Genomic DNA, 17712 nt, shown 5'->3' with positions numbered 1-17712 from the left:
TCATGATCGAGCGTTCTTTTTCTTCTCGACATATTGGGCTGCGTCCTGATGAAACACAAAAAATGCTTGATGTTTTAGAGCTTGATTGTGTTGATACACTCATTTCTCAAGCTGTTCCACATTCTATCCATTTGGGACGTTCACTTAATTTACCAAAGGCTGCTAGTGAAGGACAAGCCTTGGAAGAACTCTCCAAGATGATGGAGCGTAATTGTGTGCACAAAAGTTTTATTGGGCAAGGATATCATGGGACTCATGTGCCCCCAGTTATTTTACGAAATCTGTTTGAAAATCCTGCTTGGTATACTGCTTATACGCCTTATCAAGCAGAAATTAGCCAAGGTCGTTTAGAACTTTTATTTTATTTTCAGACATTGGTGAGTGAACTCACAGGTTTGCCTGTTGCTGCTGCTTCCCTTCTTGATGAAGCAACAGCTTTAGCTGAAGCCAATGCCCTCGCTTTTCGCTTTTCCCGTGAGAAAAAGACGAAGATTTCTCTTCAGAGTCTTTTACATCCTCAGACTTTAAGTGTTGCGCAAACGCGTGCTGAAACACAAGGTATTTGTATCAGCCCAGAGAGGAAAATTTGTTCTAATACAGCGGCAATTGTTTTGTCTTGGCCAGATACAAAAGGTGCTTTTCATGATTACAGTGAGATCATAAAAGAGGCAAAGGAAAAAGGAGCTTTAGTTATCGTTGTGGCTGATCCTTTAGCGCTTACCCTTATGGAGCCACCTGCTCAATGGGGGGCAGATATTGTTGTTGGCTCTATGCAGCGTTATGGCGTTCCAATGGGCTTTGGTGGTCCACATGCTGGTTACCTTGCAGTGAGTGATGCGTTAACGCGTCTTATTCCAGGGCGTATTGTTGGTCAATCCGTGGATACGAGAGGGCGTGTTGGTTTTCGTTTAGCTTTGCAAACACGTGAACAACATATTCGGCGCGATAAAGCGACGTCAAATATTTGTACAGCACAGGCTTTGTTGGCTAATATGGCAACCGCTTATGCTGTTTGGCATGGGCCGAAAGGTTTACAAGAAATTGCGCAGCGAATTCATCATTTAACATGTCGTTTTGTTGCTGGTTTAGAGGCTGCAGGTGTTTTTTGTGAAGGAGAATCTTTTTTTGATTGTGTAAGCATTGTTGTGAAGGGAAAAGCGAAAGAGATTGCACATCAAGCCAAAATGAGTGGACGCCTTATTCGTGTTCTCGATGATGACACCATTGCAATCAATTTTGATGAATTATCGACAGAAGAAGATGCTTGTGCTTTAGCGCAGCTTTTTGGGGCACAATTAGGCGATCAGGTTTCTCCACGACTCTTTGGTAAAAAGCGGAATGCTGCTTTTCTTTCCCAGCCTTTTTTTCATGCGGTTCATTCAGAGACAGATATGATGCGTTTTTTGCGTCGTTTGGCGGATAAGGATTTGGCGCTGGATCGTGCTATGATTCCTCTTGGCTCTTGTACAATGAAGCTTAATGCGGCGGCTGAATTGATGCCTGTAAGTTGGGCTAGTATGGCCAATATATACCCCTTTGTTTCACAAGAGGATGCAGCGGGTTATTTAGAGATGATTAATCAGTTAAATGCATGGTTGTGTGAAATTACAGGATTTGCGCAAGTTTCTTTTCAGCCAAATTCTGGTGCTCAAGGTGAATATGCGGGGCTTTTGGCTATCCGACGATATTACCAATCACGGGGAGAACATCAACGTACAGTTTGTCTTATTCCTGCATCTGCGCATGGTACCAATCCAGCTTCGGCACATATGGCAGGTATGGAAGTCGTTGTGGTAAAATGTTTAAGCGATGGTGATGTTGATGTAGACGATCTCAAAATGAAAGCGCAATTGCATAAGGATAAATTGGCTGCTCTCATGATTACTTATCCTTCAACACATGGTGTTTATGAGGAAAGCATTAAGGAAATTTGTTCTATTATTCATGAAAATGGCGGACAAGTTTATTTCGATGGTGCTAATCTCAATGCGCTTGTGGGGCTTGCTCGTCCTGCAGATATTGGCGCTGATGTTTGTCATATGAATCTTCATAAAACATTTGCCATTCCCCACGGAGGTGGTGGTCCTGGTATGGGACCAATTGGAGTTGCAGCGCATCTCAAACCATTCTTACCAGGGCATGAACAGGATGGGACAACACATGCGGTTTCGGCAGCTCCTTATGGAAGTGCGTCTATTCTTGCGATTACATGGATGTATATTCGAATGATGGGGGCTGATGGCTTAAAATATGCAACACAAATAGCCATTTTAAATGCCAATTATATTGCTGCACGTCTTTCACCCGCTTATTCCATTCTTTATCGGGGCAAGCATGGACGTGTTGCTCATGAATGTATTGTGGATACACGTGTGTTGAAAGAGCAGTATGGGGTGAGTGTTGATGATATTGCAAAACGTCTCATTGATTATGGATTCCATGCGCCCACGATGTCGTTCCCTGTTCCGGGAACTTTGATGATTGAGCCAACGGAATCAGAACCAAAAGCAGAAATTGATCGTTTCTGTGATGCTTTACTCTCTATTGCTGAAGAAGCGAAGAAAGTTGGTCGTGGGATTTGGCCAAAAGACAATAATCCGTTGGTTAATGCCCCTCATACAGTGGCAGATGCTTTAGATGATGCTTGGGAACGACCCTATTCGCGACAAGAAGCTGCTTTTCCCAACAGTTCTCTTGATCCAGCCAGTAAATATTGGCCTCCTGTATCGCGTATTGATAATGTTGCGGGAGACAGAATGCTCATTTGTTCGTGTCCGCCATTGGGAAATACCTATTAAATAACAAATATGTATTTACTTTGTTTATTTACATAAACAAAAAAGCCCACACATTTTGTGTGGGTTTTTTACTTATTGATCATGTTATTATGGAGTTATTTGTCTATTTTCTAGAATTTTGCATAGTTTTTTATAACATGAGAAAAATCGGAAAAGTCGACAAAAAACTGTGTTTTGTGGGCAATAGGCATGCTCTCCTTTGCCTTCTACCGTATGACATGGTTTTAGTGACTAGGCGCATCGGTCTAGCCAGCTAATTCACGTAAACGAGAGTGAAACCTACGGGGGATAGGGTCCAGTCTGTTGCATGTGTTGTGACATACGACTCTCACTAAGGTGACTACGACCGGTTGCAGAAAGAATAAAATCAAATTTAGTGTTATCTGATGATAAAGCCCCGCGAAACTCTGTTGTTGCATATTCTTAAGTCAAGCATTGTCTAAATATTTCTCTTTAATCTGCTTTTTATAAATATGACGCAAAAATACGTAAGAACACCTGTCAGAATGAGTAAATGCAAAACCAAATGTATTATGGTTGTTTTTTTACAGGGTGTCTTATAAAAAGCCGGCACATCTTTCCAATCCATTGTAGGTCAGTTTGTGACTTTACGGCGTTGTTTTCTTAAGAGCCCGTGTGTTTTAGCTGTTGCCTGTAAATCCACATCCAAACTTAACGCAGCGACATGTTTTAAGTCAGAGATTGAGACAAAAAAGAGCTTTATGAGTAGTTCAAGCTTTTGTATGCCAGATGATGGCGAGGGGATTGCGTATTTCTGTTGACGTAATCTTTGAAACTGGAAGACAATCTAATTTCAGAGAAATATAAAGCCGTAAAGGTGAAACTCAATCCTCAGTTTGTCATCTCCTTTTAATTCAGCTTTACGGCTTTCAGAAGCATCTAAAGCAATGTTTTTTTATAATGGGGATTACATATTGTCCCATGCTTTTATTTATTGTGTTCTTAATGGGATACCCTCATGTAAAACAGAACACTCCAAAAAGAATATACTTTGGTTGTTAATTCACGTGTTTGTTTTAAAGAGACATTTCGCTCCCAATCCCATTTCGCGACGGCGCTCGTGAATGGTACAACGATAAATCTATTGAGAGAGCTCCCAATCTTTACGCTCTATGAAGGAAGAAGTTGGCACTATCATACACTTTGCCAGCCGCTTAATGTTATAGCTCTTGGTACTTGAGATGGTTCATAAGAGGTATTATTCCTTTCTTAAATCATTTTTATCTATACATAGTCCAGTTTGTGGTATGCAAGCGAATGATTTTGATTGCTTCACTATGAACAAAACTGAAAATAAGAGAAACTTATGAGACTGGATGTTTTGTTTGATATATAGAGAATTAATACTTTAGTTTAATTGGGCATTTAATTTTAAAAACTTTGCAGTAGATTCTTTTTTGTCAATTTGTGGGAAAAAGGCTAAGCTTTTGTATTTTGGGTGAAAGCTACTTCCATAAAACAGTTCATCAACTTGTCTATTTTGAGATTTCTGTGAATGTGCGGTGTCTATGATCATTCTATGTGATTGATTGTTGTAAAATCTTTCATAAAAAACCCTCAATTTTCTAAAATGATGATTTTTATCAATTTATTTCTTTAAAGAGTTTTTATGTGTAAATGTATTTATAGCGGGAGCCAAGAGATGTTAGAATTTCATTGGGAAGGGTATCGGCATCTATAGATACTCTTTCAAGTGTTTGATGGGGTCCAATGAGTTCTACCCAGTCACCTGTTTGAGGTTTTTGATCAAGATCGGTCGTATCTACAATAATGGAATCCATAGAAACCCGCCCAACCATGGGAAGTTTATACCCGTTGAAATAAACTGTTCCTTTATTCGAAAGAGCACGGAGCCAGCCGTCTGCGTAGCCTATAGAAATGGTTGCAAGAGTGCTTGGTCTGTTGGTTATAAAGCTTTCTCCATAACCAACAGGTGTGCCTATATCAACAACGCGGTTTTGAATGACTTGGGCTTCAAGTTTTAAAACAGGTTTCAGAGGTGATGGGTGTTTCCCCCGCGGATCAACTCCGTAAAGTGCAATGCCGGGGCGAACAAGATCAAAATAAAAATCTGATCCTAGAAAGATACCTCCAGAATTGGCAAAGGAAACTTTGCAAGCAGGCAATTGCGCAAGGATGGTTTTTAAAGTAGCCAATTGGGCATAATTGGATGGGTGGGTATCATCTTCTCCGTTAGAAAGATGACTGAGAATATATTTTATTTCTGCTTTTTCGAAAATTGTAGGGTGTTTGATGAGTTTTTGTAATTCTTTTTGATCCAGTCCTAATCGGTTCATATGGGTATCGATTTGAACAATTGCTGGAAATTTTTTATCTTTTTTTTGACAAATTTTTTGCCAATTTTCAATGGCATTCCAAGAGTTTAGAACAGGAACAATACCAGATTGTGCGACAAACTCTTCTGCTAAGTGTGGAAGTCCATTCAGAACGGCAATCGTGACATGTGATGGTAAGATGCTTTTTAATTGGAGGGCTTCTATGATTTGGGCGACAAAAAAAGTGCGACAACCAGCTTGATAAAGGGCAGGAGCAATTTTGTGAGCTCCTAATCCATAGGCATTTGCCTTTACAACTGCTGAACATTGTGTTGGAGCTACACGTTTGGCTAAAGTGATATAATTGGAAACAATGGCACTGACATTGATGGTTGCTACAGCTACATAGAGTGATGTATTGATTTCATCATTAACGGATTTTTTCATTTTAAAAGCTTATCTGTGTTCGTGAAATACGGAGTTTTTTGGTTATTTCATTGAGGTTCTTTACGATATAGGGAAAGACACTACTTTCTATGGTTAAAATCATAAGGAGCTTATACTGAATTACGCACCATTAAAGTCGTTTTTTTATGTAAAATGCTACTCTGGATATAAGAGATATTTTAGTTTTATTTGTGTTGTTAGAAACACGGTATCTTCTAATAATTTGTAAGACATAGACTTTTGTTTTTTACTTATTTTCCCTAGTTGAGGCATATAAAAAATAGAACATAGTTTATTGTATTGTATCATTTTGAAGAGTGCAATATTAGGCTGTTGTTGCTGGTGCGATTGTTTTGATTAAACATTGCATTGGCTGCTTATTCAGAGAAGGTAAAATGATTAAATTAACCACTCTAAATCAATGCATTACAAGTTTTCTATCATGGGGGGAAGATCACTTATCTGTGCAATTTTGGATGTCGTCTCATGCACTTAAAGTTATTTTTGTTAAATAGAAAACAGTGTGTAAACACTTTCTGATATATTAAAAACTGTTGATTTAGAAAGCCCGTTGATTTGGATATTGTCGATTTTCAAGATGGATTGGGTATCCAATATTTACTTTCTATTGTTTGATTGGTTTTTAGTGAAATCAATTTTATCGCTTTATAGAGCGCGTTAGACTCTTTTATTTATGGATATTTATGGAAAGCGCAGTGTAAAAAGGTCAGTAACGAAAACAATAGATGTAATGCCGGAAATCTTGTTGAAGATTCGTGCGGTTATCGTTCAATCAACAAAAATTTTATCTCTCTTATTTGAAGGTTTTAGGTTATAAGTTTTGTTAAGCGAGAGAGTGTTATAGCGTTACAATGGAAATATGCATTATGTGTTAAAGGGGAAAAGAGTACCGTGATTGTTTAATACTCAATGTTTTTGTTTTTCTTTGAATGTGATTTGTATTCGTATTTTCCTCATTCGTTTAATAAAGTGTTAATCTTGAGATTTTTGTTTTAAGAAAATTGTTGGCAGATGGTTATGCAAGTACTATATCACGTCAAGGATTCGAAATTTAACGTTCAATAAAATATGGGGAAGAGTATGAATACGTCTGCTACCAATGTTCCGTCAAACATCAGTAGCGTTGCAAATTTTCCGATTCCTGAGAATGTGTTCGCCCTTACTGTCCAAGAGGTTTGTCACTATACAGATCGGTTATTTAAATTTCGTTTGAATCGTCCGGATAGTTTTCGTTTTCGTTCGGGTGAGTTTGTTATGATCGGTTTGCCAAATGCAGAAAAGCCGATTTATCGCGCTTATTCGATTGCAAGTCCTTTTTGGGATGAACAGCTTGAGTTTTTTTCGATAAAAGTTCCAGAGGGACCTTTAACCGAGCATCTCCAAAAAATTAAAATTGGTGATACAGTTCTCATGCGTAAAAAATCTACAGGAACACTGGTTCTTGATGCTCTTATTCCTGGAAAACGTCTTTATCTTCTTTCAACTGGGACGGGGGTTGCTCCTTTTGCAAGCCTTATTCGTGATCCTGAAACTTATGAAAAATTTTCAGAAGTTGTCCTTATTCAAACAACGCGTGAGCAGAGTGAGTTAGTTTATGCAAAAGATCTTGTTTCCTCTTTGCAACAAGATCCACTCATTGGAGAGTATGCACAACAGTTGAGATTCTATCCTATGACTACTCGTGAACCTTCTGAGCATATGGGCCGTATTACGACTGTTATGGAAAGTGGGGACTTTTTTGAAACAACTGGACTTCCTAAAATTCATCCTGATGAAGATCGGGTGATGATTTGTGGTTCCATGGCAATGTTAAAAGATTGCGCAAGGATGTGTGAAAGTTTTGGTCTTGTTGAAGGGGCTAATAATGCTCCTGCTACTTATGTTGTAGAGCGCGCTTTTGTGGAGTAATGAGTGGAAAAGTTGAGGCTTTATCTTCTTTCAAACCGGTACGGTTTTTTTTCCTTTTGCAAGCTTTATTCGTGATCTTGGCACTTATGAAAAATTTTCAGAAGTTGTCCTTACTTTAAATAATGCGTGAGCAGAATGAGTTAATTTATGCAAAAGATCTTTTTCCTCTTTGCAACAAGATCCACTCATTGGAGTATATGCACAACAGTTGAAATTTTATTTTATGACCACTCGTGAGCTTTCTGAGCATATGGGGCGTATTACGACTGTTATGGAGAGTAGGTGCTTTTTTGAAACAAGCGGCTTTGAAACAATAGCACTCTCCTAAATTCATCTCGATGAAGATCGGGTGATGATTTGTGATTTTATGACAATGTTAAAGATTGCGCAAGGATGTGTGAAAGCTTTGGTCTTGTTGAAGGGGCTGATGTTCTTGCATTTTACATTATATTGTAGAAAGAGCTTTTTTCGAGGGAGAGGGAAGTTGTGATGCAGTATATGCTAATGCAGTAATCGAATCCCAATCACTTATTGCAATGAGTTGTTGGGGCGCTATCCAAGAACCGCCAACGCAGAAGACGTTAGGCAGTTGGAGCCATTGTGTTGCACTTTTTTGTGTAATACCGCCTGTTGGGCAAAACCGGATATCAGAGAAGGGAGATGCTAAAGCTTCGATGAAGGCAATACCTCCAGCGGCTTCAGCTGGGAAAAATTTGAGATATGAATAGCCTTTGTTTAATGCTTGCATGAGTTCACTTGGGGTCATTGCAGCGGGAAGAAGGGGAATTTCACTATTTTTTGCACAATTGATTAATTCATTTGATAATCCGGGGCTTACAATAAACTTGGCTCCCGCTTGTTCGGCTTTTTCGTAATGTGTTGTGTTGAGAATTGTTCCGGCTCCAACAATTGCTTCAGGGACTTCTTGTGTAATTTTCTGAATTGCTTTGAGGGCATTTGGTGTTCGCAAGGTGATCTCAATTGTTTTTAATCCACCTTTGACAAGAGCACGTGTTAAGGGTACAGCACTTTGTAGATTGTCAATGAGTAAAACAGGTATAACAGTTTGTCCTTGGAGATATATTAAAAGCTTTTCTCTTTTTTGGCACATGATATTTTTTCTTCTTGGAGATGATATTATTTGTATCGTTTGATTAAGCACAATATGTTAAAGAGTACATGAATAAATCTTGAAATTGAATGAAACGCGCGTTATGGCAAAACACATGGAAAAGAATTTTAAAGTTGCTGCACTTTATTGCTTTGCAGATTTGAAGCATTATCATCAATTACAAAAACCTTTGCAGGATTTATGTCAAGCAAAGGATATCAAAGGCACTCTGCTTTTAGCACAAGAGGGAATTAATGGAACGGTTGCTGGTTCTTGTGCTGCGATTGAGGCATTGGTGGATTTTATTACGGCTGAGCCAGCGTTTCAAACGCCGGAGATTAAATATTCATGGGCATCAAAAATGCCTTTTCATCGCATGAAAGTGCGGTTGAAAAAAGAGATTGTGACAATGGGGGTTGAAGGTGTTGATCCGCTAAAAGTTGTTGGTACTTATGTGGATCCTGAAGATTGGAATGCTCTTATTCAAGATGAAGAGACAATTTTGATCGATACGCGTAATGATTATGAATATGCGATTGGGAGTTTTCAAGGAGCGATTGATCCGCAGATTAAAACATTTCGCGAATTTCCTGAATGGGTGCGTCAACATGAAGCTGATTTAAAGAAGAAAAAGAAAATTGCTATGTTTTGTACAGGCGGTATTCGGTGTGAAAAATCAACAGCTTATGTACGTGAACTTGGTTATGAGCAGGTGTACCATCTAAAAGGAGGTATTTTAAAATATTTAGAAAAAATTCCAAAAGAGGAAAGTTTATGGTGGGGTGAGTGTTTTGTTTTTGATGAGCGTGTTTCTGTTCAACATGGTCTTGAAGAATGTAGACGCGAATTATGTCGCGCGTGTCGTTCTCCTCTTAATGCTGAAAGCAAATTATCGTCTCATTATGAGGAAGGTGTTTCCTGTGATGCTTGTTATAACACGCGTAGTGAAGCCGATAGAGAGCGCTTTCGTGAGCGCCATAGGCAGTTTCAATTGTTGAAGTTGCGTGCTATTGATTCTCATCAAGGGACATAAGGATAGCGCAGTGTAGGGCTGTAAATTTTAGCGTTTTTCTCTTAAATTTAAGAGAAAAGAGTTTTTTGATATTGGTAGAAAAATATTCTATAAGACCGGATATTATTCGGTCTTTTTGTCTATGTTAAATTATTTGATTTATAAATAATCATTATAGATCGTTTGCTCTCCTTACATTTTATAGGATTGAGTTTTTAAATACTTTTCATTTTAAAATAGAAACTTTCTTCACCAACAGCGCAGGGGAGGGAGATTCATAGCTTAAGAGAAAAGCGTATGAATAAGATGTGATTAATAAGAGGAGATGAAAAAGCAGATGCTAGGTGGGAAAAATAAAATGATAATAGGAGTTTATGATTCCAGAGTTTAATATAATACATTAATTTATAATGATAAATTATTTTTATTTGAATAAAAGAGTTAAATATTGTGAACTTTATTGCTTTCAAATTAGATGAGAACAAATCACCTAAAACTCATTCACCTGTACGTTACAAATGGGAGAAACGTGTGGACAAAAATCATTTTAGATAAGGTGTTATGAAACATTTCAATGTAGGAGTTTCTGCAATATTGGGAGTTGGCAGATAGAATGGGGGCACAGGCTTGTACTTTCATAAGTATAAAGAGGGTGCGATGTAGTTAATCTATACTACACAAGCTATATTATATGGGGAATTTTCATGATATTTTGCTTAAGCGATGCTGTGAAATGAATGTGGAAACAGGGATGTTTTTTTAGGATGTCAATAAGAAAGATAATGGTATTTGTTGGAGGAAGGACATCGTTATCTTTAAAAATGATAGTGCTTCAGTCGTTACTATCCCCAGTTTTCAATGTTGGTCATCCTTGCATTTGAGAGGATATATAAGAGGTTCCCCTTTTTTCAGTTGTTTTTTATTTGTAATGCGCAAAAGAATGATCTTAACGAATTCATTGTAAGAGGGTTGAAATAAGAGAATTTTATGATGAGATTGTTGTTTAAGGGCAAAATAATAAATTATCATTATAAATTAATGTGTTGAGTAATTTACTTTGCGTTATTTTCTGCTGCGGATATTAGGAGATAGAATAGGGCAAAGAAATGAGGGGCTTTAAAAGCAAGACAGTGATTTATGTTGCACGGATGATGTAAGGGGTGTCATCTCATGAAAGCGGATGGATAGCTTTGTCTGGTGGAAGAGAGTGTTGTTTTTTCGCATCATTTTATCTTTAAGAATTAAAAAATGTTTAAAATTAAAAAAATGATTGAAATGAGCAAGAATTCGTTTTATAGGATGCATTGCCCAAAGTCGCACGTGCCTGTGGGTGTCCGCTGGTTCTCAAATGGTGAGATTAACCGGTACGGTACCTGGAACTAACCGCTCCAGTCATTCTTACAGCCAATTGCAAGAATGAGGACATCTTGAAGCAACGACGGTGCGGGCCTTTCTGGTGTCTTCCAGTTTTAAATACTGGGATAACTATAGAGGCACACCTCATTGCCTTCAGTGCGGAAGTGGTTTTCTCAACTCCAATCAAAAAGGCAGATAAAATAGAATGACGCGGCTTCGCGCTGTTCTTTCGCTGCATACAATGCTAATTTCTGGTTTTTTGTAATCAGAATGGGGATAGTTGTTGTGTGTTTTTTGTCCTTTAGCTTTTGGCAGTTTTGGCTGTCCAAGCATAGAGTGGGGGAGCTTTCCCTCAAGGAGAATTGCAGATGGCAACGCAACGTATTCGCGATTTTCTTGCAACACATCGTTCTGAAGGTCCATGCTTAATTGTTGACCTTGATGTTGTTCGTGACAACTATTTAAATTTTGAAAAAGCTCTGCCGCAGTCGCGTATTTTTTACGCAATAAAGGCAAATCCAGCACCTGAAATCTTGCGTTTGCTTGCTTCTTTAGGATCTTCTTTTGATGCGGCTTCTGTTGCAGAAATTGAAATGGCTTTAAAAGCAGGAGCAACGTCAGAGCGTATTTCTTTTGGGAATACGATTAAAAAAGAACGTGATATTGCACGAGCATATGCATTGGGTGTTTCACTTTATGCAGTTGATTGTGTTGAAGAAGTGGAAAAAATTGCGCGTGTTGCTCCAGGAGCACGTGTTTTTTGCCGTGTTCTTACCGATGGAAAAGGTGCAGAGTGGCCATTGTCACGCAAATTCGGTTGTGTCCCTGCTATGGCGGTTGATGTTCTAAGACGGGCACACCAATTGGGTTTGCAAGCCTATGGTGTTTCTTTTCATGTTGGGTCTCAGCAGGTTGATCTGAGTGCGTGGGATCGTGCTTTATCGGATGCTGCTACAGTTTTTAAGCGTTTGGAACAAGAAGGCATTTCGTTGAGGTTGGTGAATATGGGGGGCGGTTTTCCAACGCGTTATTTGAAAGATGTCCCTACAGAACAAGCTTATGGTACAGCAGTTTTTGATTCATTGAAAAAGCATTTTGGTAATCGTATTCCTGAGACGATTATTGAGCCTGGGCGTGCGATGGTTGGTAATGCTGGTGTTATTCGTACAGAAGTGGTTCTGATATCTAAAAAAGCTGATAATGATAATGTACGATGGGTTTATCTTGATATTGGAAAATTTAATGGTCTTGCTGAGACTATGGATGAAGCCATTCGTTATCCTATTGAGACACCTCATGATGATAAGGTTATGGAGCCTTGTATTTTGGCTGGACCAACATGCGATTCGGCAGATGTTCTCTATGAAAAAACACCTTATCCGCTTCCTCTATCCCTAACGATAGGAGATGAAATATTGATTCATGGGACGGGTGCTTACACAACAACTTACGCATCGGTTGCTTTTAATGGTTTTGAGCCTTTACGATCATATGTGATCTGAGGTTTCCTTTTAACTATAGGTTTTTTAGATTTTTTGCTATGCTCGTCATGGCGCTATAAGAGGGCGATCATTGAGATGAACATGATGAATTTTCAAACAAAAGATGGGGCATGTTTTACACTTTTATTGGAGCAAGAAGCAGATAAGCCTTATCGAGAAATTTTGCTTGATTCAACGATGGGGTATGGACGTAAACGTAAATCATCAGAGGCTTTACGTCGTGGTCGGTTAGCTGCTCAAGGACTTTCTTTTGTGGTTAAAAATGCGCTTGGAGAGCTTGTGGGAAGTGTCCGTCTTTGGCATGTTTCTTTTTCTAAAGGAAAAAATAAAACACAACATGCTTTACTTTTGGGTCCCTTGGCTGTCGCATCTGAATGTGCTGGTCTGGGAATAGGATCAATTTTAGTCCGCCACGCAATTGAAACAGCAAAAAAATTGGGATATGGCGCCATTTTGCTGGTAGGGGATTTTGAATTTTATCAACGTTTTGGCTTTTCAAATAGTTTAACAGAAAATTTGGCAATGCCTGGTCCTTATGAAAAGCATCGCTTTCAAGCGTTGGAACTGATACCACATTATCTTTCTGGGTGTTATGGCACTTTAGTTCCTAGTGGAGAACGAGAAGTTTCGAATCGTTTTCAGCATCATAAAGTGGCTTGAAGATAGTGTTTAAATTTGTTTTTCAACAGCTGGCGTTGAGGGGAGCATACTATTCTGACTAGTGCCAAAGTATTTAGCGGTACAAAGTTTTGGGGAGTTGTATTGCGATTTTATTATATGGCTTTTTCTTTATGTGGCTGGTTTCTTATTTTTGATAATTTCAGTTAAGTGAGTAGGAATATATTTAAAGCTCATTTTTTTGGAATAGCGTCCTGTTTTATAATATTAAGGAACCGGATTTTTGAGTGGTCTTGTATTCTTTTAAAGCCGGTATCATCATGCAGTTTTCCAGTTTTCAATATCGTTGGTAGATCATGCATCGAAACGGTTGGATATTTTACTTTTTTCTTAAGCAGTTTTTATCTCTTTGCTTTTTATGTGCAAGGGAATAGTTTTGATTGATTCAATAGAGAGACATTTTGAGAAATTTTATACAATTTTAGCGCTTGTTCAAAGAGTATAAAAAATAAAATTATATGTTCAAAAGCAACTTTTTTGAAAAAAATATATCATTATTTTTTTTTGCTATAAAGGTAGATCGTTTTGCAATTGGCATGAGAGTATCAAATACAAAATGATTTTCTCATGTAAAATTTTGTATCCAGAATCAAAAAAATGTTCTCCTACATATTATAAGGGAAATAGGTGAATGAATAAAAATCACAAGAATCATCAATCTTTTATGAATATTCTTGTGAGAATCAAAAGAGTGAAGGGCAAAGAATCTTACAGAATAGTTTTTATGAGGATAGTAGCGTAAAAGGGGGGGTAGATAGATGAGAGATTTAATGACAGGCGCAAATATTGTTTTAATGTTTTTTGCCCTACGGTGGTAAATCAAAAATCCTATAGAAATAGCTGCTTTATCTTTATGGTGTGGAGCACTTTAGATAAGCTCTTTGTTTATTATCATCCAAAACAATTCTTGTATGCGAGAAGTTATTTTTAAGTGCGTAAAGAGCCCGCATTGAAAAGAATTTTTATCAGAAGAATCATTTAGAATCATATGTTGATTTATACTGTCTCTTGAGAAGAGATAAAGTGCATAGGAAGCGAGGAAGGTGATAAAGATAAAAAATATTTCTCAATTTTAATTAAGCTTAGTGACTTGGTGGTGCATCCATGAGAGGTGGTATTTTTTTAAGAAAAATGGTCATAAATGTCAAAATAACAAAGATAATGGTCATAATAAAGAAAATATCACTAAAAGCCATAATCGTTGCTTGTATGCGTACCATACCAAACAATTGAGAAAGAGCAAGAGTATACGAATCAAAGGTTTCTGTTTTGAAAAATAAAGTAAGCTTTGAAAGCATTTCAGTTGCTTGTCTGTTTGCGTGGTTAAGCGTTTCGGCTATTCGTTCATAATGGAAGTCTGTGCGTTTTGTCATGAGAGTGCTGATAATCGCAAGCCCTACAGCACCACCTAGATTCCGTGTGAGATTAAAGAGTCCAGAAGCATTTTGCATTCGTTCTGGCGGGAGTGTTCCCAAGGCAATATTATTAACAGGAACCATACATAACATCACAGAAGCACCACGGAAAACTTGCGGCCAAAAGAGTTGCCAAAAATCCCAGTTATCTGTGATAGAGCTCGCCATCCAAGTGCCTATTGCAAAACCCAAAAGTCCTATTGCCATCATTAAACGTGCATCCATTCGGGCTGAAAGAAATCCAGCAAGCGGAGCAGTTAATAACATGGCGAATCCTGAAAGAAACAATGTTTCTCCAATCATGAGGGCATCATAATGGCGGATTTGGCTTAAATAGACAGGATAAAGATATGTGAGTCCATAAAGACCTATTCCCAGTGCAAAGGAAAAAATGGATGCAGCAGAAAAATTAAAATTAGAAAAAGTAGAGAGATCTACAATGGGTTCTTTTGCTGTAAAAGCACGCCAGAAGAATAAGGCTGCAGCAAGAATCATGATAATGAAAAAATTCCGAATCAGCCTATCACTCAGCCAATCATGACGAGCTCCTTCTTCTAGAACATACTCTAAAGTTCCCAAGAAAGTAGCCATAGAAATGAGGCCTAACCAATCAAATTTCTTCATTAAAGAAGGATCAGCTTTATCAAAATCAATTAATTTCCAAGCGAGAATTGAGATGATAATCCCGAAGGGCACATTGATGAGAAAGAGCCAATGCCACGATGAGAGATGACAAATATAGCCTCCCACGGTTGGACCAATGGTGGGGGCTAATGTTGCGACCAGTCCGACGATAGGGGTAACAATGGGACGTTTGGAAGGAGGAAAAAGGACATAGGAGGCAACAAAAACACTAGGGATAATTCCACCACCAATAAAACCTTGTAGTGCGCGATACAAAATCATCTCTCCAATAGATGTTGCCGTTGCACAAAGAACAGAAGTAATCGTAAAACCGATAGCTGATAAGGTAAAGAAAACACGTGTTGAAAGCAATCGTCCTAAAAATCCAGAAAGCGGCAACATGATGACTTCAGCGATGAGATAGGAAGTTTGAACCCATGAAATTTCTTCAGAGCTTGCTGCAAGACCCGCTTGAATTTCAGCTAAAGAAGAGGAAACGATTTGGATATCTAAGATTGCCATAAACATGCCAAAAGACATAGCAATAAAAACTATAATTTTGTGCATTCCGATGCGTTCTTGAGATTGTATGGGCTCTGGTATGGAAGATGTCATAGTAAGATCTTCTACTTTTTTGTTATAAGAGACTTTTATCTTGTGGCTTTGTACGTGTATCAACTTTCACTGAAACACTCATCCCTGCTCGGATATGTCCGGTTTTTAAGACTTCTTCTGGAATAGAAATACGTACGGGAATGCGCTGGACAATCTTTGTAAAGTTACCAGTAGCATTTTGTGGAGGCAAAAGAGAAAAAACAGCGCCTGTTGCGGGCGAAATAGAAAGCACGTTTCCTGTAAAAAACTCCTTTTTGAATGCATCAATAGCAATATAAGCCTTTTGTCCTGCGTGAATATTTTGCAACTGTGTTTCTTTATAGTTGGCTTCAATATAAAGTGCATGTATGGGGACTAACGCCGCAAGACGTTGGCCATTTACAACAAAATCTCCCGTTTTTGCTGTTAAATTTCCTATAACGCCATCAAATGGCGCTCGTATAACGGTCGAATCAAGATCACGTTGTGCTTTTTCACGCGTGAGTTCTAAACTCTTTGTTTGGCTTTCTATTTCACTTCGTTGCGCTTCTAGCACTCGGATATTCGCACGTGCTGCAGCCATTTGTGCGTCCGCTCTGTTAACATTCGCAACGGCTTGTTCATAAGCTGATTTGGCATCATCAACCTCGGATTGAGGAGCATAACGATTTTTTTTCAGTTCTGTTACACGTTTTAAGGTGAGTTGTGCATTGGTTGCTATGGCTGAAGCGGCTGCTTTTTGTGCTTTTGCATCATCTAAAGCACTATGAGCGGCTGTGATTTGTGCATCAATGCGTAGAAGTGTTTTTTTCTGTGTGTTAAGATGTGCGTCTGTTTGATCCAAGGCTATTTGATAATCACCGTTGTCTAGGTAAAATAAAACATCGTTCTTTTTTACAACTTGGTTGGCTTTAATGGCAATTTTTTCAATATATCCATTTAATTTAGTCGCAATAGCTGCTATATCCCCTTGCACGTAGGCATCGTCAGTGGAGAGTATATAACGCCATTGCGTTATATACTTATAGCTAAACCAAAGCACAGAAAGTGCAAAGACAATAAGAAGAGCTTTGATTACTTTCTTTTGTTGCGTTTTATTGAAGTTTTTGGTTGAAAAAATTGTCTCAGTTACGGACATGATTTTATACTTTCAATATTTATGTTCCACTGAGTATAATAAACCCATCACTATAGACTAGGGTGATATACATGCAAGGACGATAAGAGCTTTTCAAGCAATAAGATGATTTTTGAAACATAATGCTAAAAATATGAACTTGCAAGTTCAAGGTCTTATTTTGTTACGCATTTTTTACAAAGGCCTCGTACTTCTAGGGTGCTTTTGTGGGCTTGGAAGTCAACAGCTTGAACCATCTGTTTTAAACTCGATACAATCGTTTGATTTTGTATTTCATTGACTGTACCACAGTTTTCGCAAATTATAAACGTTGTAAGTTCATGTTGACAGTTTTCAGGGTGTAAACAGACCATAAAGGCATTTACACTTTCAAGACGATGAATACACTTTAACTGTACGAGTTTTTCTAACGCACGATAAACTTGGAGAGGTGCACGAAAACCTTCTTCGCGTAAGTGATTGAGAATCGCATAAGCACTTAAAGGCCCTTTTGCATTTTTTAAAGTGTTTAAAACCAATGTTTGGTTACGCGTCAGTTTAGATGACATTGACATCTTCCTTTTGCTCTTATGGCAAAGCATAAAGCGTGTAAGAGGTTTATGCAATGGTGATTATAGAATATGTACTCTATCTTTAGCCTTATTGTGATATGTAAGAAAAGTTGCAATCGTTGTGAGGGGAGGGGTATTATAATCTGAAAGCCGCTGTTATCTAGCAAGGAACTTTTTATACGCTTTTTATTTTAGTGTAATGTATTGAAATACAACCAGTTGTTTATGTTATTTTATTTTAAAAAAAAGTAAAAAATGAT

10 protein-coding genes and 1 pseudogene are annotated in these 17712 nt (G+C 38.1%); 6 read left to right on the top strand and 5 right to left on the bottom strand.

Translation table 11 applies throughout. The features are described 5' to 3' along the window. Positions 1 to 2: 2 nt before the first annotated feature. On the top strand, positions 3 to 2798 hold the full coding sequence (gcvP, locus tag ACFIKD_RS07555) for an aminomethyl-transferring glycine dehydrogenase (protein WP_375647647.1): 2796 nt from the start codon (positions 3 to 5) through the stop codon (positions 2796 to 2798). 1628 nt (positions 2799 to 4426) lie between these two features. Here the strand turns inward: gcvP and alr are convergent. Beyond that, positions 4427 to 5542, bottom strand: coding sequence for an alanine racemase (gene alr / locus ACFIKD_RS07550; RefSeq protein ID WP_375647637.1), 1116 nt, complete (start codon positions 5540 to 5542; stop codon positions 4427 to 4429). 1101 nt (positions 5543 to 6643) lie between these two features. On the opposite strand from alr, the gene ACFIKD_RS07545 reads away from it, so the two are divergent. Together ACFIKD_RS07545 and ACFIKD_RS07540 are read left to right on the top strand one after the other, a co-directional pair. Next, positions 6644 to 7471, top strand: coding sequence for a ferredoxin--NADP reductase (locus tag ACFIKD_RS07545; RefSeq protein WP_375636462.1), 828 nt, complete (start codon positions 6644 to 6646; stop codon positions 7469 to 7471). A gap of 15 nt (positions 7472 to 7486) precedes the next feature. Then, a pseudogene (locus ACFIKD_RS07540) lies at positions 7487 to 7938 on the top strand (ferredoxin--NADP reductase); the annotation flags it as partial. On the opposite strand, the gene eda reads toward ACFIKD_RS07540, so the two are convergent. Then, positions 7917 to 8582, bottom strand: a complete 666-nt coding sequence (eda, locus tag ACFIKD_RS07535; protein WP_375636463.1) for a bifunctional 4-hydroxy-2-oxoglutarate aldolase/2-dehydro-3-deoxy-phosphogluconate aldolase — start codon at positions 8580 to 8582, stop codon at positions 7917 to 7919. The pseudogene ACFIKD_RS07540 and the gene eda sit on opposite strands and share 22 nt — an antisense overlap. A 115-nt stretch (positions 8583 to 8697) precedes the next feature. Here eda and ACFIKD_RS07530 point away from each other — a divergent pair, with 115 nt between their 5' ends. From ACFIKD_RS07530 to ACFIKD_RS07520, 3 genes are all read left to right on the top strand, one after another. After that, positions 8698 to 9615 (top strand): rhodanese-related sulfurtransferase, encoded by a 918-nt coding sequence (locus tag ACFIKD_RS07530; RefSeq protein WP_375647636.1) that lies wholly within the window; start codon positions 8698 to 8700, stop codon positions 9613 to 9615. A gap of 1703 nt (positions 9616 to 11318) precedes the next feature. Next, the gene (locus ACFIKD_RS07525; protein WP_015856754.1) at positions 11319 to 12452 is read left to right on the top strand and encodes a type III PLP-dependent enzyme; all 1134 of its coding nucleotides are present in this window, start codon (positions 11319 to 11321) and stop codon (positions 12450 to 12452) included. A gap of 75 nt (positions 12453 to 12527) precedes the next feature. Then, positions 12528 to 13112 carry a GNAT family N-acetyltransferase gene (locus ACFIKD_RS07520; protein ID WP_375636465.1) on the top strand — a complete coding sequence of 195 codons (585 nt, stop codon included), beginning with the start codon at positions 12528 to 12530 and terminating at the stop codon, positions 13110 to 13112. Between the two features lie 1100 nt (positions 13113 to 14212). On the opposite strand, the gene ACFIKD_RS07515 is transcribed toward ACFIKD_RS07520, so the two are convergent. The 3 genes from ACFIKD_RS07515 to ACFIKD_RS07505 form a co-directional block, all read right to left on the bottom strand. After that, on the bottom strand, positions 14213 to 15784 hold the full coding sequence (locus tag ACFIKD_RS07515; protein ID WP_375647635.1) for a DHA2 family efflux MFS transporter permease subunit: 1572 nt from the start codon (positions 15782 to 15784) through the stop codon (positions 14213 to 14215). Positions 15785 to 15806: 22 nt separating this feature from the next. Next, entirely contained in the window at positions 15807 to 16901 is a 1095-nt protein-coding gene (locus ACFIKD_RS07510) for an HlyD family secretion protein (RefSeq protein WP_375636469.1), read from the bottom strand. A gap of 155 nt (positions 16902 to 17056) precedes the next feature. Next, complete coding sequence (locus tag ACFIKD_RS07505) at positions 17057 to 17449, bottom strand: Fur family transcriptional regulator (RefSeq protein ID WP_015856750.1); 393 nt, start codon at positions 17447 to 17449, stop codon at positions 17057 to 17059. Positions 17450 to 17712 lie beyond the last annotated feature (263 nt).

It is taken from the genome of Bartonella sp. CR84HXZ (genome assembly GCF_042194535.1).
GTDB lineage: Bacteria > Pseudomonadota > Alphaproteobacteria > Rhizobiales > Rhizobiaceae > Bartonella > Bartonella grahamii.
Note: the sequence above shows the minus strand (reverse complement) of the source record. Positions and strands in the feature narration are given on the sequence as shown.

Coding starts and splice junctions, on each gene's coding strand:
- gcvP (WP_375647647.1), top strand. CDS start 3: ATGATCGAGCGTTCTTTTTCTTCTCGACATATTGGGCTGCGTCCTGAT.
- alr (WP_375647637.1), bottom strand. CDS start 5,542: ATGAAAAAATCCGTTAATGATGAAATCAATACATCACTCTATGTAGCT.
- ACFIKD_RS07545 (WP_375636462.1), top strand. CDS start 6,644: ATGAATACGTCTGCTACCAATGTTCCGTCAAACATCAGTAGCGTTGCA.
- eda (WP_375636463.1), bottom strand. CDS start 8,582: ATGTGCCAAAAAAGAGAAAAGCTTTTAATATATCTCCAAGGACAAACT.
- ACFIKD_RS07530 (WP_375647636.1), top strand. CDS start 8,698: ATGGAAAAGAATTTTAAAGTTGCTGCACTTTATTGCTTTGCAGATTTG.
- ACFIKD_RS07525 (WP_015856754.1), top strand. CDS start 11,319: ATGGCAACGCAACGTATTCGCGATTTTCTTGCAACACATCGTTCTGAA.
- ACFIKD_RS07520 (WP_375636465.1), top strand. CDS start 12,528: ATGAACATGATGAATTTTCAAACAAAAGATGGGGCATGTTTTACACTT.
- ACFIKD_RS07515 (WP_375647635.1), bottom strand. CDS start 15,784: ATGACATCTTCCATACCAGAGCCCATACAATCTCAAGAACGCATCGGA.
- ACFIKD_RS07510 (WP_375636469.1), bottom strand. CDS start 16,901: ATGTCCGTAACTGAGACAATTTTTTCAACCAAAAACTTCAATAAAACG.
- ACFIKD_RS07505 (WP_015856750.1), bottom strand. CDS start 17,449: ATGTCATCTAAACTGACGCGTAACCAAACATTGGTTTTAAACACTTTA.